At 65.4% G+C, this 24,153-nt stretch carries 16 protein-coding genes; 5 read left to right on the top strand and 11 right to left on the bottom strand.

Annotated elements, in window-relative coordinates; genetic code table 11:
• Positions 1 to 16: 16 nt before the first annotated feature.
• Positions 17 to 289 carry a hypothetical protein gene (locus K1X11_RS16635; protein ID WP_221031366.1) on the bottom strand — a complete coding sequence of 91 codons (273 nt, stop codon included), beginning with the start codon at positions 287 to 289 and terminating at the stop codon, positions 17 to 19.
• Between the two features lie 332 nt (positions 290 to 621).
• On the opposite strand from K1X11_RS16635, the gene K1X11_RS16640 reads away from it, so the two are divergent.
• Both K1X11_RS16640 and K1X11_RS16645 read left to right on the top strand, forming a co-directional pair.
• Positions 622 to 1,440, top strand: coding sequence for a PhnD/SsuA/transferrin family substrate-binding protein (locus K1X11_RS16640; protein WP_221031367.1), 819 nt, complete (start codon positions 622 to 624; stop codon positions 1,438 to 1,440).
• Between the two features lie 33 nt (positions 1,441 to 1,473).
• Positions 1,474 to 2,496, top strand: coding sequence for a phosphate/phosphite/phosphonate ABC transporter substrate-binding protein (locus K1X11_RS16645; protein ID WP_221031368.1), 1,023 nt, complete (start codon positions 1,474 to 1,476; stop codon positions 2,494 to 2,496).
• Here K1X11_RS16645 and K1X11_RS16650 read toward each other — a convergent pair.
• Both K1X11_RS16650 and K1X11_RS16655 read right to left on the bottom strand, forming a co-directional pair.
• Entirely contained in the window at positions 2,465 to 5,929 is a 3,465-nt protein-coding gene (locus tag K1X11_RS16650) for a PAS domain S-box protein (protein ID WP_221031369.1), read from the bottom strand. The genes K1X11_RS16645 and K1X11_RS16650 overlap by 32 nt on opposite strands.
• A 353-nt stretch (positions 5,930 to 6,282) precedes the next feature.
• Entirely contained in the window at positions 6,283 to 6,924 is a 642-nt protein-coding gene (locus tag K1X11_RS16655; RefSeq protein ID WP_221031370.1) for a class I SAM-dependent methyltransferase, read from the bottom strand.
• Between the two features lie 185 nt (positions 6,925 to 7,109).
• Between K1X11_RS16655 and K1X11_RS16660 the strand changes: the two genes are divergently transcribed.
• Complete coding sequence (locus tag K1X11_RS16660) at positions 7,110 to 7,907, top strand: hypothetical protein (protein ID WP_221031371.1); 798 nt, start codon at positions 7,110 to 7,112, stop codon at positions 7,905 to 7,907.
• Between the two features lie 9 nt (positions 7,908 to 7,916).
• Here K1X11_RS16660 and K1X11_RS16665 read toward each other — a convergent pair whose 3' ends face one another.
• From K1X11_RS16665 to K1X11_RS16690, 6 genes are all read right to left on the bottom strand, one after another.
• Complete coding sequence (locus K1X11_RS16665; RefSeq protein ID WP_221031372.1) at positions 7,917 to 9,545, bottom strand: peptide ABC transporter substrate-binding protein; 1,629 nt, start codon at positions 9,543 to 9,545, stop codon at positions 7,917 to 7,919.
• A 39-nt stretch (positions 9,546 to 9,584) separates the two neighbouring features.
• Positions 9,585 to 11,873, bottom strand: a complete 2,289-nt coding sequence (locus K1X11_RS16670; RefSeq protein WP_221031373.1) for a PAS domain-containing hybrid sensor histidine kinase/response regulator — start codon at positions 11,871 to 11,873, stop codon at positions 9,585 to 9,587.
• 90 nt (positions 11,874 to 11,963) lie between these two features.
• The gene (locus K1X11_RS16675; RefSeq protein ID WP_221031374.1) at positions 11,964 to 14,426 is read right to left on the bottom strand and encodes an immunoglobulin domain-containing protein; all 2,463 of its coding nucleotides are present in this window, start codon (positions 14,424 to 14,426) and stop codon (positions 11,964 to 11,966) included.
• A gap of 116 nt (positions 14,427 to 14,542) precedes the next feature.
• Entirely contained in the window at positions 14,543 to 16,435 is a 1,893-nt protein-coding gene (locus K1X11_RS16680; protein ID WP_221031375.1) for an FG-GAP repeat domain-containing protein, read from the bottom strand.
• Between the two features lie 181 nt (positions 16,436 to 16,616).
• A complete protein-coding gene (locus K1X11_RS16685; protein ID WP_221031376.1) occupies positions 16,617 to 18,650 on the bottom strand; it encodes a TonB-dependent receptor in 2,034 nt (677 codons plus the stop codon).
• 382 nt (positions 18,651 to 19,032) lie between these two features.
• Complete coding sequence (locus K1X11_RS16690) at positions 19,033 to 20,292, bottom strand: 6-phosphofructokinase (protein WP_221031377.1); 1,260 nt, start codon at positions 20,290 to 20,292, stop codon at positions 19,033 to 19,035.
• 193 nt (positions 20,293 to 20,485) lie between these two features.
• Here K1X11_RS16690 and K1X11_RS16695 point away from each other — a divergent pair, with 193 nt between their 5' ends.
• Complete coding sequence (locus tag K1X11_RS16695) at positions 20,486 to 21,172, top strand: response regulator transcription factor (RefSeq protein WP_221031378.1); 687 nt, start codon at positions 20,486 to 20,488, stop codon at positions 21,170 to 21,172.
• Between the two features lie 49 nt (positions 21,173 to 21,221).
• On the opposite strand, the gene purB is transcribed toward K1X11_RS16695, so the two are convergent.
• Together purB and K1X11_RS16705 are read right to left on the bottom strand one after the other, a co-directional pair.
• Complete coding sequence (purB, locus tag K1X11_RS16700; protein ID WP_221031379.1) at positions 21,222 to 22,691, bottom strand: adenylosuccinate lyase; 1,470 nt, start codon at positions 22,689 to 22,691, stop codon at positions 21,222 to 21,224.
• Between the two features lie 60 nt (positions 22,692 to 22,751).
• A complete protein-coding gene (locus tag K1X11_RS16705; RefSeq protein ID WP_221031380.1) occupies positions 22,752 to 23,366 on the bottom strand; it encodes a PEP-CTERM sorting domain-containing protein in 615 nt (204 codons plus the stop codon).
• A 194-nt stretch (positions 23,367 to 23,560) separates the two neighbouring features.
• On the opposite strand from K1X11_RS16705, the gene K1X11_RS16710 reads away from it, so the two are divergent.
• Positions 23,561 to 24,148, top strand: a complete 588-nt coding sequence (locus tag K1X11_RS16710; protein ID WP_225919467.1) for an ECF-type sigma factor — start codon at positions 23,561 to 23,563, stop codon at positions 24,146 to 24,148.
• The last annotated feature ends 5 nt before the right edge of the window (positions 24,149 to 24,153 follow it).

Consider the following 24,153-nt stretch of genomic DNA (forward strand, 5'->3'; position numbering starts at 1 on the left):
AGGGCGACGGGCCCTTTCAGGAAGCGTCGGCGCGGGTGGTTTTCAAGCGGGTCGGGCGTTCCGGGTGGCGCGCAGCGGGTGCGAAGGAGGCGAAGAAATGGGCGAGGCCGGTGTAGTGCAGGCGCAGGTCGAGGGCGGTGTCGGTTCCGGCGGTTTCGGCGTCGGCGGCAGTGGTGTCGTCGAGCTGAGGCAGGTGGGTGGATTGGAAGAGGGTGGTTTCCATGACGGAGGAGAGTGTAGCCGAAAGTCGTCGCCGTTGGATGGGCCGGAGGTCATGGCCGATGGTCATGGTGGCCGACGGAGGAGAACGGTTGGTTAGGTGGAGACACACGGTGAGCTGGATGATGGTTACACTTTTTTGGGGAAAAGTTAGGCAAAGGACGGTTGGAGAGTGGCGACTTGAGCTGGAGTTGGAGGAGATTTGGCCGATCTTAGCCGTTCATGGGGTCCACTTTGATTCACTGCTTGCGACGTTGTCGGGTGATCCGGCGGTGGGGAGCGTGGGTGGGTGGTGCGGTTGTGCTGGCGATCGCGGGGCAGAGCGAAGGACGGGCGCAGGAGGACTTGGCGGGGGAGACCGCTCCGCTGCGTTTTGCGTTTTCGCGGGAGATGTTCTGGGGCGTGAACGTGAACGATGCGCAGGCGGCGATTCGGGTCTGGGCGAATTCCTTTCTGGAGAATCAGCAGTTCCAGCTCTCCACCGACATCTCGATTCTGGACGGAGTGCCGAAGGTGCTGGAGGCGCTGCGGGCGCGCGAAATCGATGCGATCTCGGTCACGACAAGGGAGTTTTGGGAGCTGCGCCCGCAGATCGAGATCGGACAAATCCTGCTGGGCACGACGGAGGGAATCGACCGGCAGACGTTTGCGGTCTGGGTGCGGCGTGACCGGGGAATTGAAAACTTGGCGGACCTGCGGGGAGGGCATCTGAAGGTATGGCGTTCTTCGCGCACGGGTCTGGCAGAGCCGTGGCTGGAGGTGGAGCTGGAGACGGCAGGGCTGGGCGGGGGGGCGGGTTTTTGGGGGCACCGCAGTGAAACGGCCAAACTCTCGCAGGCGGTTTTGCCGGTGTTTTTTGGTCAGGCGGAGGCGTGTTTGGTGACGCGGCGCGGGATGGAATTGATGACCGAGTTGAATCCGCAATTGGGGCGCGATCTGGTGGAGGTGGTGGTCTCAGAACCGATGGTGGCGTCGCTGATGTTCTTCCGGGCTTCGTTTGAGCGGGAAGATTTTCCGGCTATGGTCGAGGCGCTCAACCGGGTGGCGGATACGCCGGAGGGAGCGCAATTGTTTATGCTATTTCAGCAGACGGGTTTGACTGAAGGGGAGGAGTCGGATCTGGCGACGGGTCTCGATCTGTTGGATCGTTATGAGGCGTTGCGAACGAAGCGGGAAGCGGCTGCCGCGGCACCGATGATGACGGGGGAGGACAATTCGTAAGCGGTTGAGCTGGAGTTTGTAGCCATCGTGACGATGCTACTGGTCTTCGTGATTCGAAATCGGCTCCAATGCGCTTGGTTGGGTTGTGGTGAAGCGGTGGGCTGGTGCCTGACGGGACGACGTCTCCGGTTGATCGGGTTGGGCCTTTGCGTGGCGTTGGTGGGTGTGCGGGGTGAGGGCGAGGAGGCGGGAGAGGGCGAGAAAGACTTGGTGCGGTTTGGGTTTTCGCAGCGGCTGTTTCGCACGGTGAATTCCAATGATGCGCATGCGGCGGTGCGGGTGTGGTCGAATGCGATTTTGGATGGGTGGGGGTTCCAGGTTTCGACGAATATCTACCTGTTCGATACCTTGGACGACTTGGTGGGGCGGGTGCGGAACGGGCAGGTGGAAGGCATTGCGGTGACGTTGGAGGAGTTTTGGGAAGTGCGGGACCAGATCGAGGTGGGGCCGGTGTTGTTGGGCACGGACGGGGAGGTGGAGTGGCAGGAGTTTGTGGTGGTGGCGCGGCGGGACCGCGGGTGGACGGAGCTCGCGGATCTGCGCGGGCGGACGTTGCGGGGGTGGGATGCGCCGCGCACGGGCTTGGCGGTGCGCTGGTTGACCCTGGAGTTGGACGCGATGGGGGTGGAGGGAGGGCCGGAGGCGTTTTTTGAGGGGGAGCCTTCGATGCAGCCGAAGGTGTCGCAGGTGCTATTGCCGGTGTTCTTCGGGCAGGTGGACGTGGGACTGGTGACGCGGCGTTCGCTGGAGTTGATGGCGGAACTCAACCCCCAGATCGGGCGCGATTTGGTGGTGCTGGCGTCGTCGGAGCCCTACATCGCGACGCTGTGTTTTCTGCGGAAGGACTTTGATCGGCCGTATTTGCCGAAGCTCTTGGAGGCGCTGGAGTCGATCGGCGATACGGTGGCGGGGGAGCAGATCGTGACGCTTTTTCAGCAATCGGGTCTGACCGTGGTGGATGCGTCGGAGCTGGATAGCAGTCTCGCGTTGATGGACCGCTACGAGGCTTGGCGAGAGCGCGAGGCTAAGCGTCGAGCGTCTGCCGAATCGTTTTAAGCAAGCGCTGCGACGTGACGGGTTTGGGGAGCAGGAGGGACACGCCGGCGTCGATGATGACCTGAGGGGGGAGGGTGCCGATAAGCCCACTGGTGAGCACAATGGGGAGGTCGGCGCGGATGGCTTTGACCCGGCGGGTGAGTTCCAAGCCGTCGAGTTCCGGCATGGCGTAGTCCGTGAGCATGAGGTCGAAGCGGTCGGGAGCGTCTTGGAAGATGTCCAGCGCGGCACTGGGGTTGAGGCAGACGACGACGTGGTAGTGAGCCATCTCCAGCAGGTGTTGCACGGGGCGGGCGACGGAGGATTCGTCTTCGACGAGGAGGATGGTTTCGCCGCGGCCGGCGTGGGACTCGAGGGCGTCGGTGGCGGGGTCGGTGTCGGAGATGGCGAGGTCGGCGTGGCCGCCGCCGGAGGCCGTGCCCGGGGGGGAGGAGGAGGCTGGGAGGTGGAGGTGGAAAGTGGTGCCGAGGCCGGGTTCGGATTCCACGGCGATGGAGCCGCCGTGGCTGCGGATAATGGAGTGGGTGACGGCGAGGCCGAGGCCGGTGCCTTCCTGGCGCTTTTTGGTGGTGAAGAACGGTTCGAAGATGCGCGCGCGGGTGGTTTCGTCCATGCCGTGACCGGTGTCGGAGACCTGGATGTGGAGGTAGGTGCCGGCGGAGAGGACGGATTGGGCGTCGGGGGGCGGGGTCAAGTCTACGGTGTCGGCGGAGTAGGTGAGGGTGCCGGGCTCCGCGCCCATGGCGTGGATGGCGTTGGTGCCGAGGTTGAGCAGGACTTGTTGGAGTTGGGTGGGGTCGGCGAGGGTGGCGGGGAGTTCCGGGGGCAGCTGGATATCGAGGCGGATATTGTGCGGGATGGAGGCGCGGAGGAAGGCGCTGGTCTCGGTGATGATCTGGTGGAGATCGACGGGGATGCGTTGGGCGGGCGTCTCTTCGTCGGCGCGGCGGGAGAAGTCGAGGAGTTGGCGGACCAGTTGAGAGGCGCGCTTGGTGGCCTTTTTGACTTGGGTGAGGTTTTCCTCGGCTTCGGCGCGGTCGTCGAGGCAGTAGGCGGCGAGTTCGGTGTGGCCGACGATGGCGGAGAGGAGGTTGTTGAAGTCGTGGGCGATGCCGCCGGAGAGGGTGCCCATGGCTTCCATTTTCTGGGCTTGGAGGACGGACTCGCTGAGTTGGGTGCGTTCGATGAAGAAGCCAAACTGGGTGCCGAGGCCGGCGAGGAAGTTAAGCAAGTCGGTGCGGGCGGCGGGGGGCTGTTGGCTATAGAACTCGAAGACGCCGAGGGTCTTGCCGCGGAGGTTGACCGGCACGGCGAGGCGGGCGCGAAGTTTGAGCTGGGAGACGAGTTCGGGAGGGATGTCGTCGTCGGCGAGGTCTACGGTGCAATCGTCCCAGCGGCTGCGGCCCTCGTCCCAGATGCAGCCGGCGAAACCCTGGCCGCGAGTGAGCGGGGCCTGGCGGTGGTGATCGGCGAGGTCGCAATAATCGGAACTCCCGGGATACCAATGGGCGGTGTAGTGGAGGTGGGTGCCGGGGCCGTTGACGCGCCAGAATACGCCGTAGTCCCAGTCGAGGTATTCGCAGAACAGTTCGATGACGCGTTCGGCACTTTCGCCGACGTGGTGGGCGTGGGCGAGGGCTTCGGTGACGGCGACGTGGAGGGCGGAGCGGCGTTCGGCTTGGCGGCGGCGGGTGAGGTCGCGCACGATGCAGACGAGGCGGTCGTTGGTGAGGCGACGGATACCGATTTCGGAGTCCACGGCGTGGCCGTCGGCGTGTTGGAGTTGAACTTCCAGCAGGTCGGTGGCGCCGGTGTCGATGGCGAGGAGACGGCGGCGAACGCTTTCGCGGTCGGCCGGCAAAATGATGGCGTCCAGCGGGGTGTTGATGAGGTTTTCGCCGTCCTGGCCGAGCAGATCGAGCAGGTGCTGGTTGGCCTTGTTCATCCGGTGGTCCTTGGTGAGGAGGATGATACCGTCGGCGGCTTCTTCGAAGAGGAGGCGGAACTGGGCTTCGCTGGTGGCGATGCGTTGGTGGGCCAGTTTGCGTTCGGTGATGTCCTGAATCGTGCCGCGGAGGCGGACAACATCGCCGTCTTCGAGCACGGGGAAGCCGAGGGCACGCACCCATTTTTTGTTGCCGGCGGGGGTGACCATGAAGAGGTCGAGTTCGTAGGGGCGGGCGTGTTCGATGGCGTCGCGAATGGCGGCTTGGATGCGGGAGAGCCAGGGCTCGGGGTAGACGCTCAGGCCGATTCGCCGGGAGGTGTATTCATCGGGGGCAAGATCGTGAATACGGGCGACTTCGTCGCTCCAGTAGCCATCGCCGGTGGCGGGGTCGAAGGACCAAGTGCCGATATGGGCGAGTTCACTGACGGCTTTGAGGTCGGCGTCGATCTGGAGGTGGGCGAGTTCATGCTGGCGCTGTTCGGTGATGTCGGCGCAGATGCCGTCCCATTGGTAGACCCCATCGGCGAGGCGTTGGGGGCGGGCGCGGAGGATGAGTTGACGGTGGGCACCGTCGGCCCGGCGGAAGGACAATTCGATCTCGAGGGGGGAGAGGCTTTGGGCGTGGGTGTCCTCGGCTTCGAGGAGGCGTTGGCGCACATTTCCTTCGAGTTGGCTGAGGACGAGATTGGCATCGGCGAGGGCCTCGGCGCGGGGGACACCGTGCACGTTTTCGACGCCGCGAGAGAGGTAGGTGAAGCGAGGGGGGGCATCGTGGGCCCGGTGCCATTGGTAGACGTAGGCTTGGGGCAGGTTGTCGCCGATGCTGGCGAGCAGGAGTTCACTTTGGCGAAGCTCGTTGGCGTCGGCTTTGAAACGGCGCAGCAGCAAAAAGGCCCCGCCGAGGACGCTGCAGAGCATGGCGACGATGATGGAGGCGGTGGCGAGGATCCCCCGTTCCCAGCCGCGGCCGGATTCCAGCAGTTGATGATGGTGAAGGTTCTCGGCCTCGACCAGAAAGTCGGACAGCCGCCGGAAGGATTCCTCCAACTCGCGGCGGAGGGTGTTGGATAAGTCGTGACGGTCCCGCGGGAGGTCTTCGACCAGGCTGCGGAAGAGTTCGAGGTCGGCGGTGAAGGCGCGGTAATCGTCGGGGTGAAGGGATTCGCCGTCGGCGAGGAGTTCCGGCTGCAAGGAGTCCAGAAGTTCCAAGCATTGGGAAAAGTGGGTCAAACCGGCGGCGCGGTCGAAACCGGTGGCGTCTGACGCCGCGAGAGTGACATGGAGCATGCCTTGCCCGAGATGGACGTGAGCGCTGCGGATCCTGTTCAGGTGCTGCTGGTGAGTGATGACTTCCTCGCGCAGCTGGATTTCGGAATAGAGCAGGAAGGCACAGGCGATGATGAGGGTGGGCACCGCCAGCCACACCGTGCGGGACGACGTGAGGAAGGAAATGAACGACGGGGAGCGGGGAGAGAGGGAGCGCATGCCGACAAGTCACGCCGGTGGGGGCGGGAGAGGGGTCGCGGAGGGGCGGGGGGCAAAGGAGCCGGGTGTTCTCACCAGTGGGGAAACCAGAAAGACTTGGTAGTGGGGATAGACCCTGAGGTGCCTGGCCAGGCGGCGACCGCAGGAATTCCGTCCCGGAAAATGGGGCGTAGAACCAGCGTTCACGAGGGGCTTCTTTTACGTTAAATGGGGGGCAAACCTCAAGGACCGTTAGCATCCTTAATGTAAATAGTTGCCATTACCCTTTTCCCTCGGGGGTAACCCCAGGGCCTACACGGGTCCATTTGGGGGTGGGTGGCGGAGGGTGTCCCCAGTCTACGCCCTCGGTGGGGTTAGGTGCTGGTGCGACGGGCGAGCACCATGAGCCAGGGGAAGGGGTTGAGCCAGCGTTCAACGGTGAAACCTTGGGTGGCGAGCAGGCGGCCGAAGGCGGCGCCGGTCCAGTGGTTGAGGTGACCGGGGGTGTTGCCGAGGTCGCCCCAGTATTTGCCGCGCGCCATGTTGAGAACGCGCCAGATGGGTTCGTGGGGGACGGACAGCACGTAGTAGCGCGCGCCGAGGGCATGCATGCGGGCGAGGCCGATGGCGGGCTCTTCGAGGTGTTCGAGGACTTCGCAGCAGACCACCACGTCGCGGGCGTGGGCGGTGCGGCTCAGCTCGTAGGCGCTGGCTTGGGCGAAGTGGAGGCGCTCGGTGGCGAGGGGAGCGTTGCCGGCGATGAGCGCGGTGGAAAAATCGGTGGCGAGGATATCGACGGGGTGTTGCTCGGCCATGAGGGTGGCGAGGCGACCTTCGCCGCAACCGACCTCGAGGATGGAGCGGGGGGCAGCGGCGGCGAGGGCGGCGAGGAAGGCGCGGTCGAAACCTTGCACGAGGGCGCGCGAGATCGGGTTGGACAGGTTGGCCTTGTCCTCCTGGTTGCCGATGTAGATGCCGGCTTCCTGTTCCCGGACGTGATTGCGCGCTGTCGACATAGTAGGTCTGACAGGTCGGCGGCGGGCTGGGTTGAAGTCAAATCTTCAGGGGGCGCGGCAGTGGGTTAACCCGGGCGCGGGGAACATTGGGAAATTCCGGCGGACTCATCCCCTTTGGGCGTAGTGCTGGCCTGCTTTCGCCATACCCCTCCCCCTCATCGCCAACCCCTCGTTCCGTTTGTATCATGAAACGCACTACATCCCTCCTGCTGGGCAGCCTGACCCTGTGTCTGGGCGCCAGCCTGCTCACGGCTGAAACGGCCAAACTTGTCACCTATGCCAAGACGCATGGCAGTTATCAACGAACGCCGGTCGAGGCGGGTCCGGAGTATGCGGAGTCGTTTGTGATCAACATGGGCCAATACAACCTGAGCGGGACCGATGATGAGGCCCTCGAGGCGGTGAGCTTTGCCGACATCGAGGAGGAGCTCGGGGCGGTCTTGGAAAACGAAGGGTTCAAGCCGGCCGAAAACCGCGAGGCGGCGGATTTGCTGATCGTGGTGCATCGCGGACGCACGGCGCCGGAGCGCGGGCGGAACGCGGCGCCGGTGTATCTGGATCAAAACCATCGCGGTTCGGTGTCGAAGGTGAATTCGCCGGCCGGCAACCTGATCGAGGTGGCCAAGGTGTTGGGCTACTACGAGGAGCTGGCGGGGCTGATGATTGAGAACCGGGTGAGTTCGACGGATTTTAAGTTGGCCGATCTCCGGACCGAGCTGGAGCAGGAGCGGTATTATCTGGTCATCGCGGCTTATGATTATCCGACGATGCAGCGCTCGGGGCGGCGGGTATTGTTGTGGGAGACGCGGTTGAGTTTTGCGGCTGAGAACAAATCCTTCGCGGATCGGTTTGCGGCGATGCTGCAGGCGAGCGCGTCCTACTTCGGGCGCAACACGCCTTACGGTCTCCAGCGGGAGTTCGTGCGGCTCGATGCCGCGGGTGAGGGGCCGGACGCTCGGCGGCTGGCGCTGGGGCAGTATTGACGCCAGTGCTCAGTCGGTGGTCTTGAAGCCGACGAGGCGCCAGGGCGTGAGTTCGAGGATGTTCTGGCGCCAGTTGTCGATGCGCGGATCCACCAGGCGCGTGACGGCGTAGTAGGCGTAGGGGATGACCGGCATCTCTTCGGCGAGGATGGCGTCCATCTGGTGGTAGAGCGCTTCGCGGGCGGCGGGGTCGACGGTGCGGCGGGCCTCTTCGTAGAGGGCGTCGTAGTCGGCGTGGACCCAGCCGGAATTGTTGGTGCCGCTGTCGCCCTTCATGAGTTCGTAGAGCTCGATGGGTTCGGGGGTCCACGGCAGCCAGGAACCGCGGGCGAGGTCGAAGGCCTGTTGCTGGCGGGAGTCGAGGAAGACCTTCCACTCCTGGTTGTGCAGGGTGACGTCGACGCCGAGGTTTACCTTCCACATTTGCTGAATGGCTTCGCCGATCTGTCGGTTGCGCTCGTTGGTGTTGTAGAGGTATTCGACGGAGGGAAAACCGGCCCCGTCGGGGTAGCCAGCCTCGGCGAGAAGACGGCGGGCCTCGGTCACGGATTCGGTGAGCACGGTGCCCGGGGTGTGACCGGGGACGGGACCGACGAAAGCGTAGGACGGCGGGGCGCCGGTGCGGATGACGGCGTCGGCGAGTTGGCGGCGATCGAGGGCGAGGGAAAAGGCCTGACGCACGCGCACATCGTCGAAGGGTGGGCGGGTGGTGTTGAAGGAAATGTAACTGGTGGCGACACGCGGCGTGATGCGCAGGGCGGGATCGTTGGCCTCGCGATAGATGGCGATCTTGTGGCTGGGCACGCCGTTGGTGAGGTGGAGTTGGCCGGTGCGGAAGGCGCGCTCCTCGGCGTCGAGGCTGTCGATGGCGAAGAAGCGAATCGAGTCGGCTTCCACCTCGCGCGGGTAGTGCGGGTTGCGCGTGACTTCGACGTATTGGTTGGGCCGCCAATCGGTGAGTTTGTAGGGGCCGTTGGTGACGAGTTCGCCGGGGCGGGTGAAGTTGGTGCTCAGGCTGTAGGGATCGCCGGCGGCGCGCACGCTGGGAAAGTGCACGGGCAACCACGGGTAGGCGGTGAGCATGCCGAGGAATCCGGCGGTGGGTTCGCGCAGGGTGAGCACGAGCGTGTGGTCGTCGGGCGCGTGGATGCCGAGGGTGGAAGGGTCGGTGGTGCGACCGTTGAAATAGTCCTCCACGCCGACGATGGGGTAAGCTTTGACGGCGAGTTCGGCGGCGAGGGATGGGGTGACAAAACGGATGAGCGACTCGACCCACTGTTGGGCGGTGACGGGATCGCCGTTGGACCAGCGGTTGCGCGGGTCGAGGTGGAAGGTGTAGGTGCGGCCGTCGGGCGAGATCTCCCAACTCTGGGCGGCGGCGGGCTCGACGGCGGAGATGTCGGCGTTCCAATCGACGAGCGGATCCCAAAGCGCGCTGATGATGGAGGATTCGGACGAGCCGGTGTTGCGATGCGGATCGAGCGAGGATGGTTCGAGGCCAACGCTGATGAGAATTTGATTTTCGGCGCGGGCGGTGTCGGCGGGCGCGGTGCGGGAACAAGCGGTGAGGGCGCAGGCCACTGCGAGCAGGCCGAGTCCGGTGAGAAGCCCGCGAGTGGGCAGCGACGGCGAAGGCATGCGGGGGACGCTGCAGAGTCGTCCCGCGCTGGCAAGAAATCAGCCGTGGATGCGGCTGGCCTGGCGCGCGGTGTCGAGGGCCTTGCGCAGCTCGGCGACTTTGACGGGTTTGGCCACGTAGTCATTCATGCCGGCGGCGAGGCAACGCTCGCGGTCGCCGTGGAGGGCGTGCGCGGTCATGGCGATGATGTGCAACGGGGTGGGCCAGGTGGCGCTGCCGTCGGCTTCGCGGCGGCGGATTTCGCGGGCGGCTTCGTAGCCGTCCATTTCGGGCATCTGGCAATCGAGAAACACGATCTCGTGGCGGCTGCCGGCGAGCAGACGGAGCAGCTCCCGGCCGTCTTCGGCGACGGACACGCGGTGACCGAGGCGGCGTAGTTGTGCGACCGCTACACGGCGGTTGACGGGGTTGTCTTCGGCGAGGGCGAGGTGGAGGCTGCCGGTGGGGCCGGTGGGGTCGGTGTCGAGCGAGGAGGGGCGGCGCGCGTCGGCGCTGGCGGAGTCGTCGTCGGGCGCATCGGCGGCGGGTTGCGAGAGGTCGCCGAGCACGGACACGAGGGTGTCGAGCAGTTGCGCCTGTTTGACGGGTTTAACGAGGTGGGCGCTGATCTGGGCCTCGGCCTCGGCGTCGGGATCGTAGTCGTGGTTGAGCGACGAAAGGATGATGAGGCGCAGGTCGGCGAGGGCGGGGTCGCGGCGGATGTGATGGGCGAGCTCGAGTCCGTCCATATTGGGCATCTGCATGTCGAGCAGCGCGAGATGGTAGGGACGGTTTTGGGCGGCGGCCTGGCGCAGTTGGTAGAGGGCCTCCTCGCCGTTCTCGGCGCAGTCGCGGTGGATCTTCCAGGCGTGCAGTTGATGGCGGAGGATCTGGCGGTTGGTGGCGTTGTCGTCGACGATGAGGACGCGCAGATCGAAGAGGTGGCGGTGATAGAGCGCGGGGGGCGTTTTGGCGGGGCCCTGCTGTTTCTCGAAGCGGGCGGTGAAGCCAAAGGTGGAGCCTTCGCCGACGCGGCTGCGGAGGGAAACGGCGCCGCCCATCATTTCGACCAATTGGCGCACGATGGCGAGGCCGAGGCCGGTGCCGCCGAAGCGGCGGGTGGTGGAACTGTCGGCCTGCACGAAGGGTTGGAACAACACGGCCTGTTGTTCGGGGCTGATGCCCAGGCCGGTGTCGCTCACCATGCAGCCGAGAGTGACGTGGGTGTCGTCTGCGGACTCGGCGGTGAAGCGCACGACGACCTCGCCCTGGGCGGTGAACTTGATGGCGTTGTTGATGAGGTTGGAGAGGATCTGGCGCAGGCGCACGGGGTCGCCGCGGAGGGCGCGCGGAACGTCGGCCGGGACCTCGCAGGCGAGTTCGATGCCCTTGCGGGAGGCGGCCTCGATAAACATGTCGATGGTGGACTCGGCGGTCTCCACGAGGTCGAAGTCGATGGTCTCGAAACGAAGTTTGCCGGACTCGATTTTGGAGAAATCGAGGATCTCGTTGATGACGTGCAGCAGGGCGTCGGCGGAGGATTGGATGGTCTCGGCGAACTCGCGTTGGCGGGGTTGCAGGTCGGTATCGAGGAGGAGCTCGCTCATGCCGATGACGCCGTTCATGGGCGTGCGTAGCTCGTGGCTCATGTTGGCGAGGAATTCGCTCTTGGCCTTGCTGGCTTTGAGGGCTTCGTCGCGGGCCTGGCCGAGTTGTTCCTCGGTTTTCTTGAGTTGGGTGACGTCCTTGGTGATGCCGCAGGTGCCGATGACGTTGCCCACGTCGTCGTAGAGGGGGATCTTGGTGGTGAGGCCCCAGGTGGGTTCGCCGCCGGTCCAGGTTTCTTTCTCGATCTGCCCGCGCACGGCTTCGCCGGTTTCCATGATGCGGCGTTCGTCGTCGAAGGCGCGTTGGGCGTGATCGGTGTCGAAGAAATCGAAGTCGGTTTTGCCGATGGCGGCGAAGGACGATTTGAGGCCGAAGGCGCGGGCGAGGGAGCGGCTGACGAGGACGAAGCGCGAGTCGCGGTCTTTGAAGTAGATGCGATCGTCGACGTGTTGGAGCAGGCCGAGGAGCATGTCGCGCTCGCGGGTGGTGAGCGTGGTGGGTTGCTCGGAAACGTTGTCGGTGGTGGCGGTGGTTGTATGGCGATCACGCCGCACGGCCCAGACCACGGCGGCGGCGGTGACGGCGGCGCTGCCGAGCGCGGTGAGCACGATGCCGACGGCGGACGTCTGGTTTAGGCCACTGAGGACTGCACCCACGGCACCGCCAACGCCGGCCGCGATGAGGGCAGACGCGAGGAGTGAGGACCGCGCACGGTCGGCGGCAGGAGGGGTTGCAGACATGTCGTTCGGGGTAAGGGTGCTACAGCGATAGTGCTATCGGCACCGGATGCAAAAACGTAAATCGGAACGGTGCGGCTGCGCTGGCCGAAATCAATCGGTGGGCAGGGCGGCTCGGACGCGGAAAAAGAGCTGCGTCTCGACGTTCATCGCGTAGGCGCGCGTGGTGGTGTAGTCTTGGGCGATGAAGGTGCCGAGGGACTGCCACTCGCCGGTGAGGTCGGTGGTGAACTGTGTTTCGTAAGTGTGGGCCGGAATGGTGGGCACGGTGAAACGCGCGATGCCGTCGATGTAGGTGAAGTCTTGGATTTCGAACTCCTCCGGCAGATCCGGCCAAGGCGGAGTGGCATCGGTGATGGTGAACTCGCGGGAGGAGACCGTGCCGTGCTCGGTGGTGATCTCGAAGCGGTAGGTGCCGCCGATGTAGGGCTGCGCAGAGTCCACCGAAAGCCCATACGCACCGCGGATTTTTTGACCGTTGTAATACCACGCGTAGGCGATCGCGCCGGTGCCGACCCCGGGATCGAAGGGGACTTGAATCACGAACTGCGAGCCAGCCAGGCGGATTTGGTCGGCCGGTTCGGCGAGCAGTCGCGGTGGGGATGACGGAGCGTCGAGCCAACTGAGGGTCGCGGTGTCGCTGGTGGCCTCTCCGAATGTATTGGTCGCGACGACGGAGTAGTTGCCGAGGTCGGCGGCGGTGATGTTCGTGATCGGCAGAGCGTTCGCGGTGGGAGAGTCGATGGGCTGTCCGTCTTTGAACCATTGCCAGGTGAGGCCGCCGCCGGAGGCAAAGGCGGACAGCACGATGGATTTACCGGGTTCGACCCATTGGCTGACCGGTGAATGGGTCATGAGGGGTGTGGCGCTTGCGGGGACAGGACGGATGATCCCGATGAGGTATTCGGGTCGTTCGAAGGACGGCTGTTGCAGTAGGAGCGCGACTTCGCCGTCCTGGGCATCGGCGTCGGTCGCGATCACTTCGCCGGTCGCGCCTAAGTAAGAGCCACCGCGGGACACCACCGGAACGGAGGCCGAGCCCGCGTGAAGCTCGATGTTGCGGGAGCCGATGCGCAGGTAGCGGCCGGGCGAGAGGATGGCGAGCCGTTGGGTGTCGTTGTAGAGTGGCCCATCGGTTACACCGAGGAGTTCGCCGGCGGCGTTAAAGCGAAAGTCCGGGCGGCCATTCCACCACGTGCTGGCGATCACTTCATCGCCTTCGACGTCCGTCATGCTGAGCACGCTGCCGTAGTCGGTTGAGGTGAAGTCGAGAAAGGTCTGAATCTGGCCGAACGAGCTGAGGGCGAATAGACCGCCGTTGCCGGCCGCGTCCTGCATCCACGCGACAAAGTGTTCGCCGTCGAAGCTCGGCGGGTAATCCCAAAGAATCGTGGCGAAAGGGCCGGTCGGGCCCGGCAGCTCGGTGCCGGCGGCGAGCAGCGTATGGACGGGGCCGCCGTTGATCTGCCGGAATACATGGGTGGAGTTACCGTTCGGACCGGAGGTCTCACCGACAAACAGAAGGGTGCCATCGCGGGCGGCCACGTGGCTGAAGGAAGCGTAGGTCTCACCGTTGGGCGCGAGGTCGCCGGTGCGAGCAATCGTGTCGACCGCGCCGGCCCGCCAGCGATGGACCGCCATGACGGACGCGCTCGGGTTGGCGATGAAATAGACGTCGCCGTTGTCTGGTTCCGACCAAGCGTGCAGGTCTTCCACGGCGAGGCCGGCAGGGTCAGCGTCGTAGCGGGTGGCGAGGACGGAGAGCTGATCGTTCGACCACATCATCAAGCTCGGACCGGCTTGGAAAACGAGCGACCTATCGCGCAAGCGGAGCGGGCCATTCAGGTCGCCGATCGACTGCTCCGGATAGATTGGGTGGGGCATCTCGCTGTGCACCACCAAGGTGGCGGGGTGCCCCAGCACGTTGAGTGGAATGGCTGGAACGACGGTGATGTTGCAGAGGTTTAGGAGGGCGCTGCCGTGGGCGTTGGTGGCGCGAACCTGATAGAGTCCCTGATCGGAGCGCGTCACGCTGCTTTTGCTGTAACTGGAACTGGTGGCGCCGGGGATCTCTGTCCCGTTTTTCAACCACTGGTAGGTGAAGGGCGGTTCACCGCGGGCGCCGCCGACGAGGGAGAGTCGGCCACCTTCGCGAAGTTCGATCGAGTAGGAGGGGGAGATGGTGTAGGGCAGGACTCCCGTCAGCACATCGACGTGGGCGGCGGGGTGATGGAGTTCCTCGCCGTCACTCGTGGTGACCACACAATCGTAGCTGCCGGCATCGGTCGGCTGGATCGCGGAGACGGTGAGGCTGGAGCGGGTCGCGCCTTCGATCGCGATGCCGTCTTTGCGCCATTGGTAGCCACTGGCGTAGACAAAGGGCGGCAGCGATACGGACAGACGGAGGCTGGTGCCGGCGATGACCGATTGGTTGGCCGGGTAGGCGACGATCCGAGGGACGATGGGGTCCTCCTGGGCGATGGCGACTTGGGGCGCAGCCAAGCCGATGCACAGGAGCAGCAGGGGGAGCAGGCCGGAGGCCTTGGTGGGGAACATGGGTGCACGCGAGCATGCCTTTGCGGATCGACCGTCCAATCCAAAACAAAGGCCACCCTGCGGAAGGGTGGCCTCTTGGTGGTTTGACCGTGGGAAACGGGGGCGGTTGAGCGCGATCAGTTCCCGTGGTTCTGGCGTCGACCGGTCTCGCGGTCGCGGGGCTTGGCTTTGCGATAGCCGAGGTCCCTGAGCAGTGCTTTGCGTTGGCCGCGGTTGAGGTCGGCGAGGGCTTCGGCGAGGACCGCGAGTTTCTCATCGGCGGTGTCGCCGGGGATGACGAAGTCGGCGGCGATGCGATATGACAGCGCCTCCTCGATCGAGGTGACGGCGGCGGCCACGGCGGCGGCGTCGTCCTCCATGTCGCTGATGCGGGTCTGGGCGGTGGCGAGGGCGGATTGGAGGTCGGCGATTTCCGCGAGGGCAGTGTTGTGAGTGGCGACGAGCGCGGCGTGCGTGTCGTTGAGCGACTGCAACCGTTGGTCGAGCTGCGTGAGATTGGTATTGGCGGAGGCGAGCTCGGCGAGGGTGTCGGTATGGTTGGCCTGCAATGCGGTGTGGTCGGCGTTAAGAGCGTCGAGTTCGGCGGTGACTTGGGCGAGGGTGCTCTGGGCGGCGGCGAGTTGGGCGGTGAGGTCCGTGTTGTCGGCATCCGCCGCGGCGAGCTGCTGGTTGAGCGCGGCGATTTGATCGGTGGCGAGGGTGAGCATCGCGTCGAGATCGGTGAGCTCGGCCATGAGTTCTTCGACGAGGTCTTCGCAGCGCACCGGCGGCTCGACCAGGTTGTCGCCGAAGAAAATCGCGGTGTAGCTGCCGTAGCCGAAGTAGTCGAGTTGGCCGTCGTCATCGAGGTCGACGAGGTATTGCGAACGCATGACCGGCACGAGGCTCACGCCGTCGATCGGAGCGGTCGATTCCCACACTTTGGTGAAGTTGCCCTGGCCGTCGTTGACGAAGGCGTCGGAGGGGGTGTTGTCGCCGCTGGCGACGAAGTCGATGTCGCCGTCGCCGTCGAGGTCGCCCGCGGCGACATACCAGTAGGGGCGGGTTTCGCCGGGAATGAAACCTTCGCGAGCCCGGCCGGTGGTGGCCAGGTGGCGGGTGAAGGTGTTGAGGTCCCCGGTGTTTTCATACCACGCAATGCCCACCGGTTGGAGCGGGTCGTTGGCGTAGTTGTCTTCGGCGACGATCAAGTCCAACCGGCCGTCGCCATTGAGGTCGGCGATGTCGAGCGACCCTTGGGTGATTCCCGGGAACCACGTGGTAGTGGTGCCGTTGATGGCGTAGCCGGGGTCGAAGGTGCCGTCGCCGTTGTTGATCCAGACGTTGGCGTAACGGTTGCCGCCGACGGCGACGAAGTCGGGGTCGCCGTCGTTGTCGAGGTCGGCAAACTTCACGGCATTGGCCTGCTCACCCGGAATGAAGTAGGACTGCCAACCGACGGTGAAGTTGCCGGTGCCGTCGTTGAGGAGCAGGTGGTATCGCTGATTGTAGCGATAGCTGGTGATCATCAGGTCGAGATCACCGTCGCCATCGACGTCGGCCGCGGCGCCGCGTTGGGAACGAATCTCCGGGGTGAACGCGGTGTTGGGCAGCGTCTGGGTTTTGGTGAAGGTGCCGTTGCCGTTGTTGGCATGCACCTCCACGCCGGTGGTGCGGCCAATGGCAATCACATCAGGTGAGCCGTCGCCGGTGACATCGGCGAGGAGACCGAGGCGGTCGAAGCCGAAGCTTTGCGCGCTCCACTTCTCGGGGCTGGTCTGGCGGTTGAGGCGGAGTTCATTGCCAGCGATGATGGTGCCGAGGGTATCGAAGTCGCCGTCGCCATCGACGTCGGCCACGGTGGTGTCGTAGCCGGCCCACGGAATGGACGCGGGCGTAGCAAACTCCACCGGGGAGCTACTCTGGGCGAGGAGGGGGCGGGCGAGGATTACGAGCAAGGCGGCGGCGCCGAGGCGGACCGCAAGCGGGGTGGCGCGTCGCTGGGGCGCCGAGGTGACGAGGGAGGGCATGGGATCAGGGGCATTAAGGTTGCGAGCGCGCGACCGCAGCAGGCGGGGGCGTTCGGCCTCCAATGCGAAACCGACGTTTCGCAGGTGCCATGCAGTTACAGAAAAACCTATCCGCCCTCGCGGAGGCTACGGTGGGCCGGGGTCGGCGACCCCGACTACAGTGGGGGAGGAACGCGCTGGCTCAGAAGCGCAGGGTGAGTTCGCCGAAGATGCTGCGGGGGGCGCCGGGGGTGCCGTGGAAGGTGCCGGGGGTGATGGCGCTGTAGTAATCCTCGTCACCGAGGTTGGTGCCCACAATCTGAATACGGTAGCGGGCGGTGGCGTAGCCGAGGCGCGCGCCGATGAGGGTGTAGCGGTCCTGGGCGAAGGTGGGATCTTCGGCCTCGGTGTAGTAGGTCTTGCCGGTGGCGGTGAGGCTGGCGCCGACGAAGACGCCGCTGGCGTGACGGTAGTCGAGGCGCAGGGAGGCGTCGTAGGTGGGCACGTAGGGCACGCGGTTGTCGTCGTAGACGTCGCCGGCGTAGGGATCGGTAAAGCCGGTGAGGGTGGCGTCGGTGCGGCCGTAGGCGGCGGTCAGGTCGAGGCCCTCGAGCGGGTGCCAGGCGAGTTCGATTTCGCCGCCGATGGATCGGGCGGTGTCGGCGTTGACCACGAGGTAGTCGTCGGCCTGGTTGGTGCCGGTGGCGAAGGAGCGTTCGATCTGGTAATCGTCGATGTCGTAGAGGTAGGCGCGGAGGGTGGCGGAAAATTTGCCGTCGGCGGTGGTGGTGGTGAGGCCGGCTTCGTAGGCGGTGGTGTATTCGGCGTCGTAGGGGGCGAGCACGGCGTTGCCGGTGAAGGCGGAGAAGCCGCCGGTCTTGTAGCCCATGGCGACGTTGGCGAAGGCGGTGGTGTTGGCGCCGAGGTCGTAGCGCAGGTCGAGGTGGGGCAGGATGGCGTCGGACTTGTGTTCGGCCGGGGTGACCTGCGGCACGGGGATGACTTCGGTGCGGACGCTGTCCATCTCGGTCTTCACGAGGCGCAGGCCGACGGTGATGGCGAGGGCGTCGCTGGTTTGGAAGGTGGCTTCGCCAAAGGCGGCGAGGTCGAGGGTGTCGAATTGGTAGCTGGACTCTTCAAAAATCTGCGGGCCGAAGGCGCGGATGAAGGAGCCGTTGGTGCGACCGTCGTTGGCGAAGAGACCGACGCGCCAGGCGGCAGGGCTGTCGGCGCCGGCGGTGTAGATGATCTCCTCGGAGAGGTTACGCTGTTTGAGGGTGGAGCCGTTGCCGAGCTCGGCGAAACCGAAGTCGAGGGTGTTGTTGTAGGGGCCCATGTCCCAGTGGCTGAAGCCGGTGGTGGCGGTGAGGCGACCGGTGGGCAGCTCGAAGGCGGCGGTGAGGGCGGTGTTGAAGGTGTCGACCTCGGTCACGCCCTCGGCGGAGCGTTGCACGGTGTCGAAGGGGCCGAAGAGCGGCACGAGCGGCTGGGCGCCGTCGCGGGCGCGCAAGGCGTTGAGAAAGAGGGTGAGTTCGGTGGTGTCGGTCGGACGGTAGCGGAAGCGGGCGAGGGCGCTGAGGGTTTCCTGCGGATCGACGTCCTGGTCGATGGTGGTGTTGCGCACGTAGCCGTCGCGTTCGCTCCAGGTGGCGGCGGCGTAGGCGTCGGTCGTGCCGCCAGCGGCGGAAGCGCCGGTGAGGGTGGCGGTGCGGCGGCCGTGTTCACCGGCGGCGAGGGTGAGGCTGCCGGTGGCGGTGGCGGGCGAGGCCGGGGTGGAGAGGAGCAGGATGCCGCCGGGACCGGAGCGGCCGAAGCGGGTGCCGGCGCCGGGGCCGCGGAGGAGTTCGGCGCGGGCGAAGCCGGTGAGGTCGGACGGGAAGGTGAAGCCTGCGCCGAGGGGCAGGTCGTCGAGGTAGACGGTGACTGCGGGGGCGCCGAAGATGGGGGTGTTGGTGAGGCCGCGGATGGAGAAATTGTCGGTGAAGGAACGGGCCTGGTTGGACGCGACGGAGAAGCCGGCGAATTGCTCGGCGAGGGCCGGGAGGGCGAACTCGGCGGGCGCAGCGGTGGCGTCGAGGAAGACGTCGGTCGTGGGACTGGCGTTGGTGGTGGTGAGCCGGGTGGTGACCACTTCGTAGGCCGGCACCTCGATGACGGGCTCGGTCGTCTGCCCGGACAGGAGCGCGGGCGAGGCGAGGATCGCAACTAAGGGGAAGATGCGGGAGAGGGTTTTCATGGGCGCAAAGGAACCCATTGAAAGGGAATGAAGGGTGGCGCAAACGTGGAGCGTTAGTTGCCAAGGATTTGCGCGGGGAATGTGGCGGGATGCCGGATGGGGGGCGGGGATGCGGGATGCGAGATGCGGGATACGGGATGCGGGATGCGGGATGCGGGATGCGGGATACGGGATGCGGGTTGGGGGATGGGGATGGGGATCTTTCTCTTTATTCTTTATCTTTCTCTTTCTCCTCGCCGACCGAAACCCGCCCACTGCCCCGCCCAACCGCAGGGAGAAAGAGAAAGATAAAGAGAAAGAGGAAAGAGGGTTTCGGCGGGGCATGAAAAAGGCCGCCCTGAATTCGGGCGGCCTGAGCGGGTTTGGGGGAGCTTGTTTAAGCTCAGAGCTCGTAGGTCTCGAGGAGGCGCTGGACGCGGACCTTGTCGAGCTTGGCGAAGGTCGGGAGACCGTTGTCGTGGGGGACCTTGGTTTCGCCTTGGATGAGCGGGGTGGCGTAGCGCACGAACTGGTAGTTCATGCTGATGCCGTCCTCGTTGATCCACTCCTTGGGGAGCTTCTTCACGCCGTTGGCGATGTCGGCGAGGGGAGCCAGGCCGGTTTCACAGGTGTAGTGGTCGGCGTCGCCACGGAGCAGGGTCACCATCTTGTCGGTCTCGCCGTCGATGGCGGCCTCGACGGCGGCCTGACCGGCGAGGAAGGCCTCGTCGGCGTCGGCTTGGGAACCGTTGGTGACGGCGGCGCGCTGCGGGATGCCGAGCTTGGCGGTGCGGGCCTTGATGCCGGGGAGGTTGGCCTCGACGAGGCGCTGGAGGAAGTCGGCAGCGCCACCGAGTTGGGCGTGACCGAAGGCGTCGGTGGCCTCGGCGGCGGCGACGTAGTTGCCGTCGGCGTCGACCAGACCTTCACCCACGACGATGAGGCAGAACTTGTCCCGTTTGAGGGCGCGCTGGACATCGGCGATGAACTTCTCGGCGGAGAAGGCGACCTCGGGGAGGAGAATGATGTGGGGGGGATCGTGCGGGTGGTCGCGGCGTTTGGCGAGGGAGGCGCCAGCGGCGATCCAGCCGGCGTTGCGGCCCATGACCTCGAGGATGGAGACGAGGTCGCTCTGGCCCATGGCGGCGTGGTCGCAGGCCATCTGGCGCACGGTGGTGGCGACGTGCTTGATCACGGAACCGTAGCCGGGGCAGTGGTCGGTGACGGGCAGATCGTTGTCGATGGTCTTCGGAATGCCGATGACGCGCAGCGCGTAACCCTGCTCCTGGGCGAGCTTGGAGATCTTGTCGGCAGTGTCCTGGGAGTCGTTGCCGCCGGCGTAGAAGAAGTAACGGATGTTGTGGGCCTTGAAGACCTCGAGCACGCGCTCGAAATCGGCCTGCTTCTTGAGCTTGTAGCGGCAGGTGCCGAGGGCGGCGCCGGGGGTGTGGCGCAGGCCGCGGATGGTCTGCTGGGACTCCGAGGCGAGGTCGATGAAGTCCTCATTGAGGATGCCGAGCACGCCATTGAGGGTGCCGTAGATCTCCTCGATGCAGTCGTGGTTCAGCGCTTCGGAGACGACGCCTTCGATGCTGGCATTGATGACGGCGGTGGGGCCACCGGATTGGCCCACCAAAATATTACCTACGAGTTCTTCGGCCATGGTGTTGGGTCTATAAAGATCGGGAAAGGGATTTGCGTATGAGAACGGTGAAGGTGGCGGGGCGGCTGACCGGCTGGCAAATGTAATTTTAGAGATAGCGGGAGCGCTGGGACGGGGTGTTGGGGAGGGGAAGGTTCCCTACAGGGGAAGGTTGGGCTAAATGCAATGCCACCTGTGGCGATAAGGGGGGGAGATGCGAACCACCTCTTCTGTTTCCAGCAAGGAAGCTGCCCGTGCGGCAGAGGGGCGGCGCGTGCTCGTGGTCGACGACCATGTCTTCATCGCCGAGTTGTTGCGCAACTTTCTTAAAGTCATGCCGGGTTTCACCTGTGTGGGCATCGCCGGCGACGGGAAGGAAGCAATCGAGCTGATTTCGGCGGAGCGACCCGACATCGTGGTGCTGGACTTGGACCTGCCGGGTTGTGGCGGGTTGGAGGTCGTGCAGGCCTTGTCCAAGGCGTCGGTCGAGACGCGGATCATCATTTTCAGCGGTCTGAGCAACGCCGAGGCGGTGCGTCACGCGCTGCAATACGGGGTGCAGGGGTTTCTGGAGAAGAACATCCAGCTGGAGGATTTTTCGGCGGCGGTGAATGCCGTGGCCCAGGGCGATTTTTACGTGAGCCCGGCGATCAATCGGTCGCTGCGCACGATCGTGCAGCGCTCGCTGCGTGACCCGGTGCTGGACGGGACGGACCTGCACATCCTGCGCTTGTTTGTGGACGGCGTGCCGCCCAAGGCGATCGCCGAGGAAGTGGGCATGTCCCAATCGGGCGTCTACAAAGTCGTGACCCGTCTGCGCGCCAAGAGCGGCGCGGGCGACGACCATGAGTTGCGCCGTTATGCGGTGAAGCTCGGCCTGGTGCGCCGCGCTGAGGATTGACCTGAGCGCGGCGGCGGTTGGCCGACGCGTGCCGGACCCGTGCGACTGCTCAGAGCAGTTTGCCCGGCTTGATCTGGCTGGCGCCTTTGACGCGTCGGGCGGTGGCGCGGGCGGTTTCGACGAAGGTATCGACCTGGGCCGGAGCGGCGCCGACGAAGCGTTCGGTGTCCTGGAGGATGTTGTAGATCGTGGCTTCCTTGAGGCCGAGGCGTTCATCGGCGGCGAGGCGCTCGACCATGCCGGGCTCGCGGCCCTCGCGGATGGCGGCGGCGGCGGCGAGGGCGTGCTCTTTGATGGCAGCGTGGGCGGTCTCGCGTCCGGCGCCCTGTTTCACGGCGGCCATCATGATGGTGGTGGTGGCGAGGAAGGGCAGGTTGCGGGCGGACTCGGCGGCGATGACCTTGGGGAACACGGTCATCTGGTTGAGCACGTTGAGCAGGGTCTCGAGCAGACCGTCGATGGCGTAGAACGCATCGGGCAGCGCGACGCGGCGCACGACGGAACAGGACACGTCGCCCTCGTTCCACTGATCGCCGGCGAGCGCGCCGGTCATGGCCACGTAGCCGGAGAGGATGGTGGAGAAACCGCAGATGCGCTCGCAGTTGCGGGCGTTCATCTTGTGCGGCATGGCGGAGGAACCGACTTGGCCCTTTTGGAAACCCTCGGTGAGCAGGCCTTGGCCGGCCATGAGGCGCAGCGTGGTGGCAAAGCTGGCGGCGGCGGCACCGACCTGGTGGAGGGCGGAGACGACCTCGAAGTCGAGTGAGCGCGGGTAAACCTGGCCGACGGCGTTGAGGGCGGCGCTGAAGCCGAGGTGTTTGAGGACCTTGGCCTCGAGGCGGGCGACTTTTTTGGCGTCGCCGCCGAGCAAAGTGAATTGGTCGAGCTGGGTGCCGACGGCGCCCTTGAGGCCGCGGGCCGGGTAGCGGGCGGCGAGCTCGTCGAGGTGGGTGAAGGCCGCGAGCATTTCACCGCCGAACATGGCGATGCGTTTGCCGAGCGTGGTGGGCTGGGCCGGCACGTTGTGAGTGCGGCCGGTGAGGAGCAGGTTGCGGAATTGTTTGGCGCGTTTGGCGTAGCCGAGCAGGGCGGCGGCGGCCTTTTGGCGGATGACGGCGAGCGAGCGGTGGATCTGGAGCTGCTCGACGTTTTCGGTGAGGTCGCGGGAAGTGAGGCCGAGGTGGATGGTCTCGTAGCCAGCGAGGCCGTTAAACTCCTCGATGCGGGCCTTCACGTCGTGGAGGGTGACGCGCTCGCGGGCGTCGATGGAGGCGAGGTCGATCTGATCCTTCACCTTTTCGTAGGACGCGATCGCCTTGGCCGGGATGTCGATGCCGAGGTCGCGCTGCGCCTTCATGATCGCGATCCAATAATCGCGTTCGATGCCCACGCGGCCGGTGGGCGACCAGATCGCCTTGATGGCGGACGAGGCGTAACGCTCGGCCAACACGTTGGTGATGGCCGGGGCGGACGAGGAGGAGGAGGCCGGAGCGGACTTTTTGGCTTGGGACTTCGACATGGCGGGACCGGCGAGCGTGAAGCGACGGCGCGCCGGGTGCCAAGGTCGAAAGCGCTCTGGTCACACGGCGGTGGGCGCGGCGGCACGGCGACGGCGCCAGAGCACGAAGCCGAACATCAGTCCGCCCGCGATGGCCGCATAGGTGGAGGGCTCGGGGACCGCGGAGAGTCCCTGCGCGCCGTAGTTTCCGGAAATGGTCACGGGGAAGCCCGCCGGCTCCAGGAGGTAAGTGACGTAGCCGCCGGTGGGACCGGTGTAGAACGACGATCCGGCACTGTTGGTCCATTGGGAGCTCGCGCCGAATTCGAGCACGGGATCGCCAGCGAAATAGAAGGAGCCTTCGTATACCCCGACCAGAAAGTTGGTCGTGGGCGTGACGATATCGGCCTCGGTGAAGAGCAAGGATGGCTCGTCGACAAAGTTGATGGTGACGCTCAGATCAGAGAAATCGCCCCAACTGTAGAGTCCGTCGTCGAGCGCCGGGCCGCTGAACGAGAGGGTGCCGGTGCCGAAAATCTCGTCGGCGTCGGCCTCAGGGATGAAGCGTTCATCGAAGTGATTATCGAAGTAGCTGGTGAGGGTGGTGGTGCCGTTGGCGCGGAGCGGATTGGCGCTGGTCGCGAGCAGGACGAGGGCGAGGGAGGAGAGGGCGAGAAGGCGGTTGGCAGATTTCATGAGCTGGCAGGGCGTTGCATAAAGGTGTGGGTGGCAGGCCCGTCATCGGTCCGATGGTGGGCTGGAGCGGGCTTGCGCGGAGTCGGTCGAAACGGGGCCAAACTTTTTTTGGCGGGCGGCGAATGCAGTGCGGTCGAATCGGGTTTGACCGGTCCGGACTCTCCGGCCTGCCTGTGTGCCAGCGTGCGCGCCCGATGATGAATGAGAGTGAGCTGACTTTGCTTTTCCGCCGGATTGAGGCGGGCGACCGTGCGGCCACCGAGGAGCTGCTGCCGCTGGTCTATCAGGAACTGCGGCGTTTGGCGGCGCGGCACCTGACCCACGAACGCGATGCGCGCACCTTGCAGGCGACCGCCCTGGTGCATGAGGCATGGCTGCGGCTGGGGGGCGACGAGCAACCGGATTGGAAGGGGCGCGGGCATTTTTTCTCGGCGGCGGGTGAGGCGATGCGGCGTATCCTGGTCGATCGGGCGCGCCGCAAACAGGCGGCGCGGCGCGGTGCCCGGGCGGTGCATGTCTCGTGGGAGAAGACCGGCTTCGAGATGGGCGCGGAGGAAACGCCGGACGAAGAATTGTTGCAGCTCAACGAAGCGTTGGAGGCGCTGGCCGAGGCGGATCCGCGCCGTGCCGATTTGGTGAAGCAGCGCTTTTTTGTCGGGCTCACGGTGGAGCAGACGGCGGAGGTCATGGGCGTGTCGGTGCGCACGGTGAAACGCGACTGGGCCTACGCGCGGGCGTGGCTGATGGAAAAGATTCGCGAGATGCGCGAGGCGGGCGATTGAGCGGC

Source organism: Actomonas aquatica, assembly GCF_019679435.2.
Lineage (GTDB): Bacteria > Verrucomicrobiota > Verrucomicrobiia > Opitutales > Opitutaceae > Actomonas > Actomonas aquatica.

Coding starts and splice junctions, on each gene's coding strand:
- K1X11_RS16635 (WP_221031366.1), bottom strand. CDS start 289: ATGACCATCGGCCATGACCTCCGGCCCATCCAACGGCGACGACTTTCG.
- K1X11_RS16645 (WP_221031368.1), top strand. CDS start 1,474: ATGCTACTGGTCTTCGTGATTCGAAATCGGCTCCAATGCGCTTGGTTG.
- K1X11_RS16650 (WP_221031369.1), bottom strand. CDS start 5,929: ATGCGCTCCCTCTCTCCCCGCTCCCCGTCGTTCATTTCCTTCCTCACG.
- K1X11_RS16655 (WP_221031370.1), bottom strand. CDS start 6,924: ATGTCGACAGCGCGCAATCACGTCCGGGAACAGGAAGCCGGCATCTAC.
- K1X11_RS16660 (WP_221031371.1), top strand. CDS start 7,110: ATGAAACGCACTACATCCCTCCTGCTGGGCAGCCTGACCCTGTGTCTG.
- K1X11_RS16665 (WP_221031372.1), bottom strand. CDS start 9,545: ATGCCTTCGCCGTCGCTGCCCACTCGCGGGCTTCTCACCGGACTCGGC.
- K1X11_RS16670 (WP_221031373.1), bottom strand. CDS start 11,873: ATGTCTGCAACCCCTCCTGCCGCCGACCGTGCGCGGTCCTCACTCCTC.
- K1X11_RS16675 (WP_221031374.1), bottom strand. CDS start 14,426: ATGTTCCCCACCAAGGCCTCCGGCCTGCTCCCCCTGCTGCTCCTGTGC.
- K1X11_RS16680 (WP_221031375.1), bottom strand. CDS start 16,435: ATGCCCTCCCTCGTCACCTCGGCGCCCCAGCGACGCGCCACCCCGCTT.
- K1X11_RS16685 (WP_221031376.1), bottom strand. CDS start 18,650: ATGAAAACCCTCTCCCGCATCTTCCCCTTAGTTGCGATCCTCGCCTCG.
- K1X11_RS16690 (WP_221031377.1), bottom strand. CDS start 20,292: ATGGCCGAAGAACTCGTAGGTAATATTTTGGTGGGCCAATCCGGTGGC.
- K1X11_RS16695 (WP_221031378.1), top strand. CDS start 20,486: ATGCGAACCACCTCTTCTGTTTCCAGCAAGGAAGCTGCCCGTGCGGCA.
- purB (WP_221031379.1), bottom strand. CDS start 22,691: ATGTCGAAGTCCCAAGCCAAAAAGTCCGCTCCGGCCTCCTCCTCCTCG.
- K1X11_RS16705 (WP_221031380.1), bottom strand. CDS start 23,366: ATGAAATCTGCCAACCGCCTTCTCGCCCTCTCCTCCCTCGCCCTCGTC.
- K1X11_RS16710 (WP_225919467.1), top strand. CDS start 23,561: ATGATGAATGAGAGTGAGCTGACTTTGCTTTTCCGCCGGATTGAGGCG.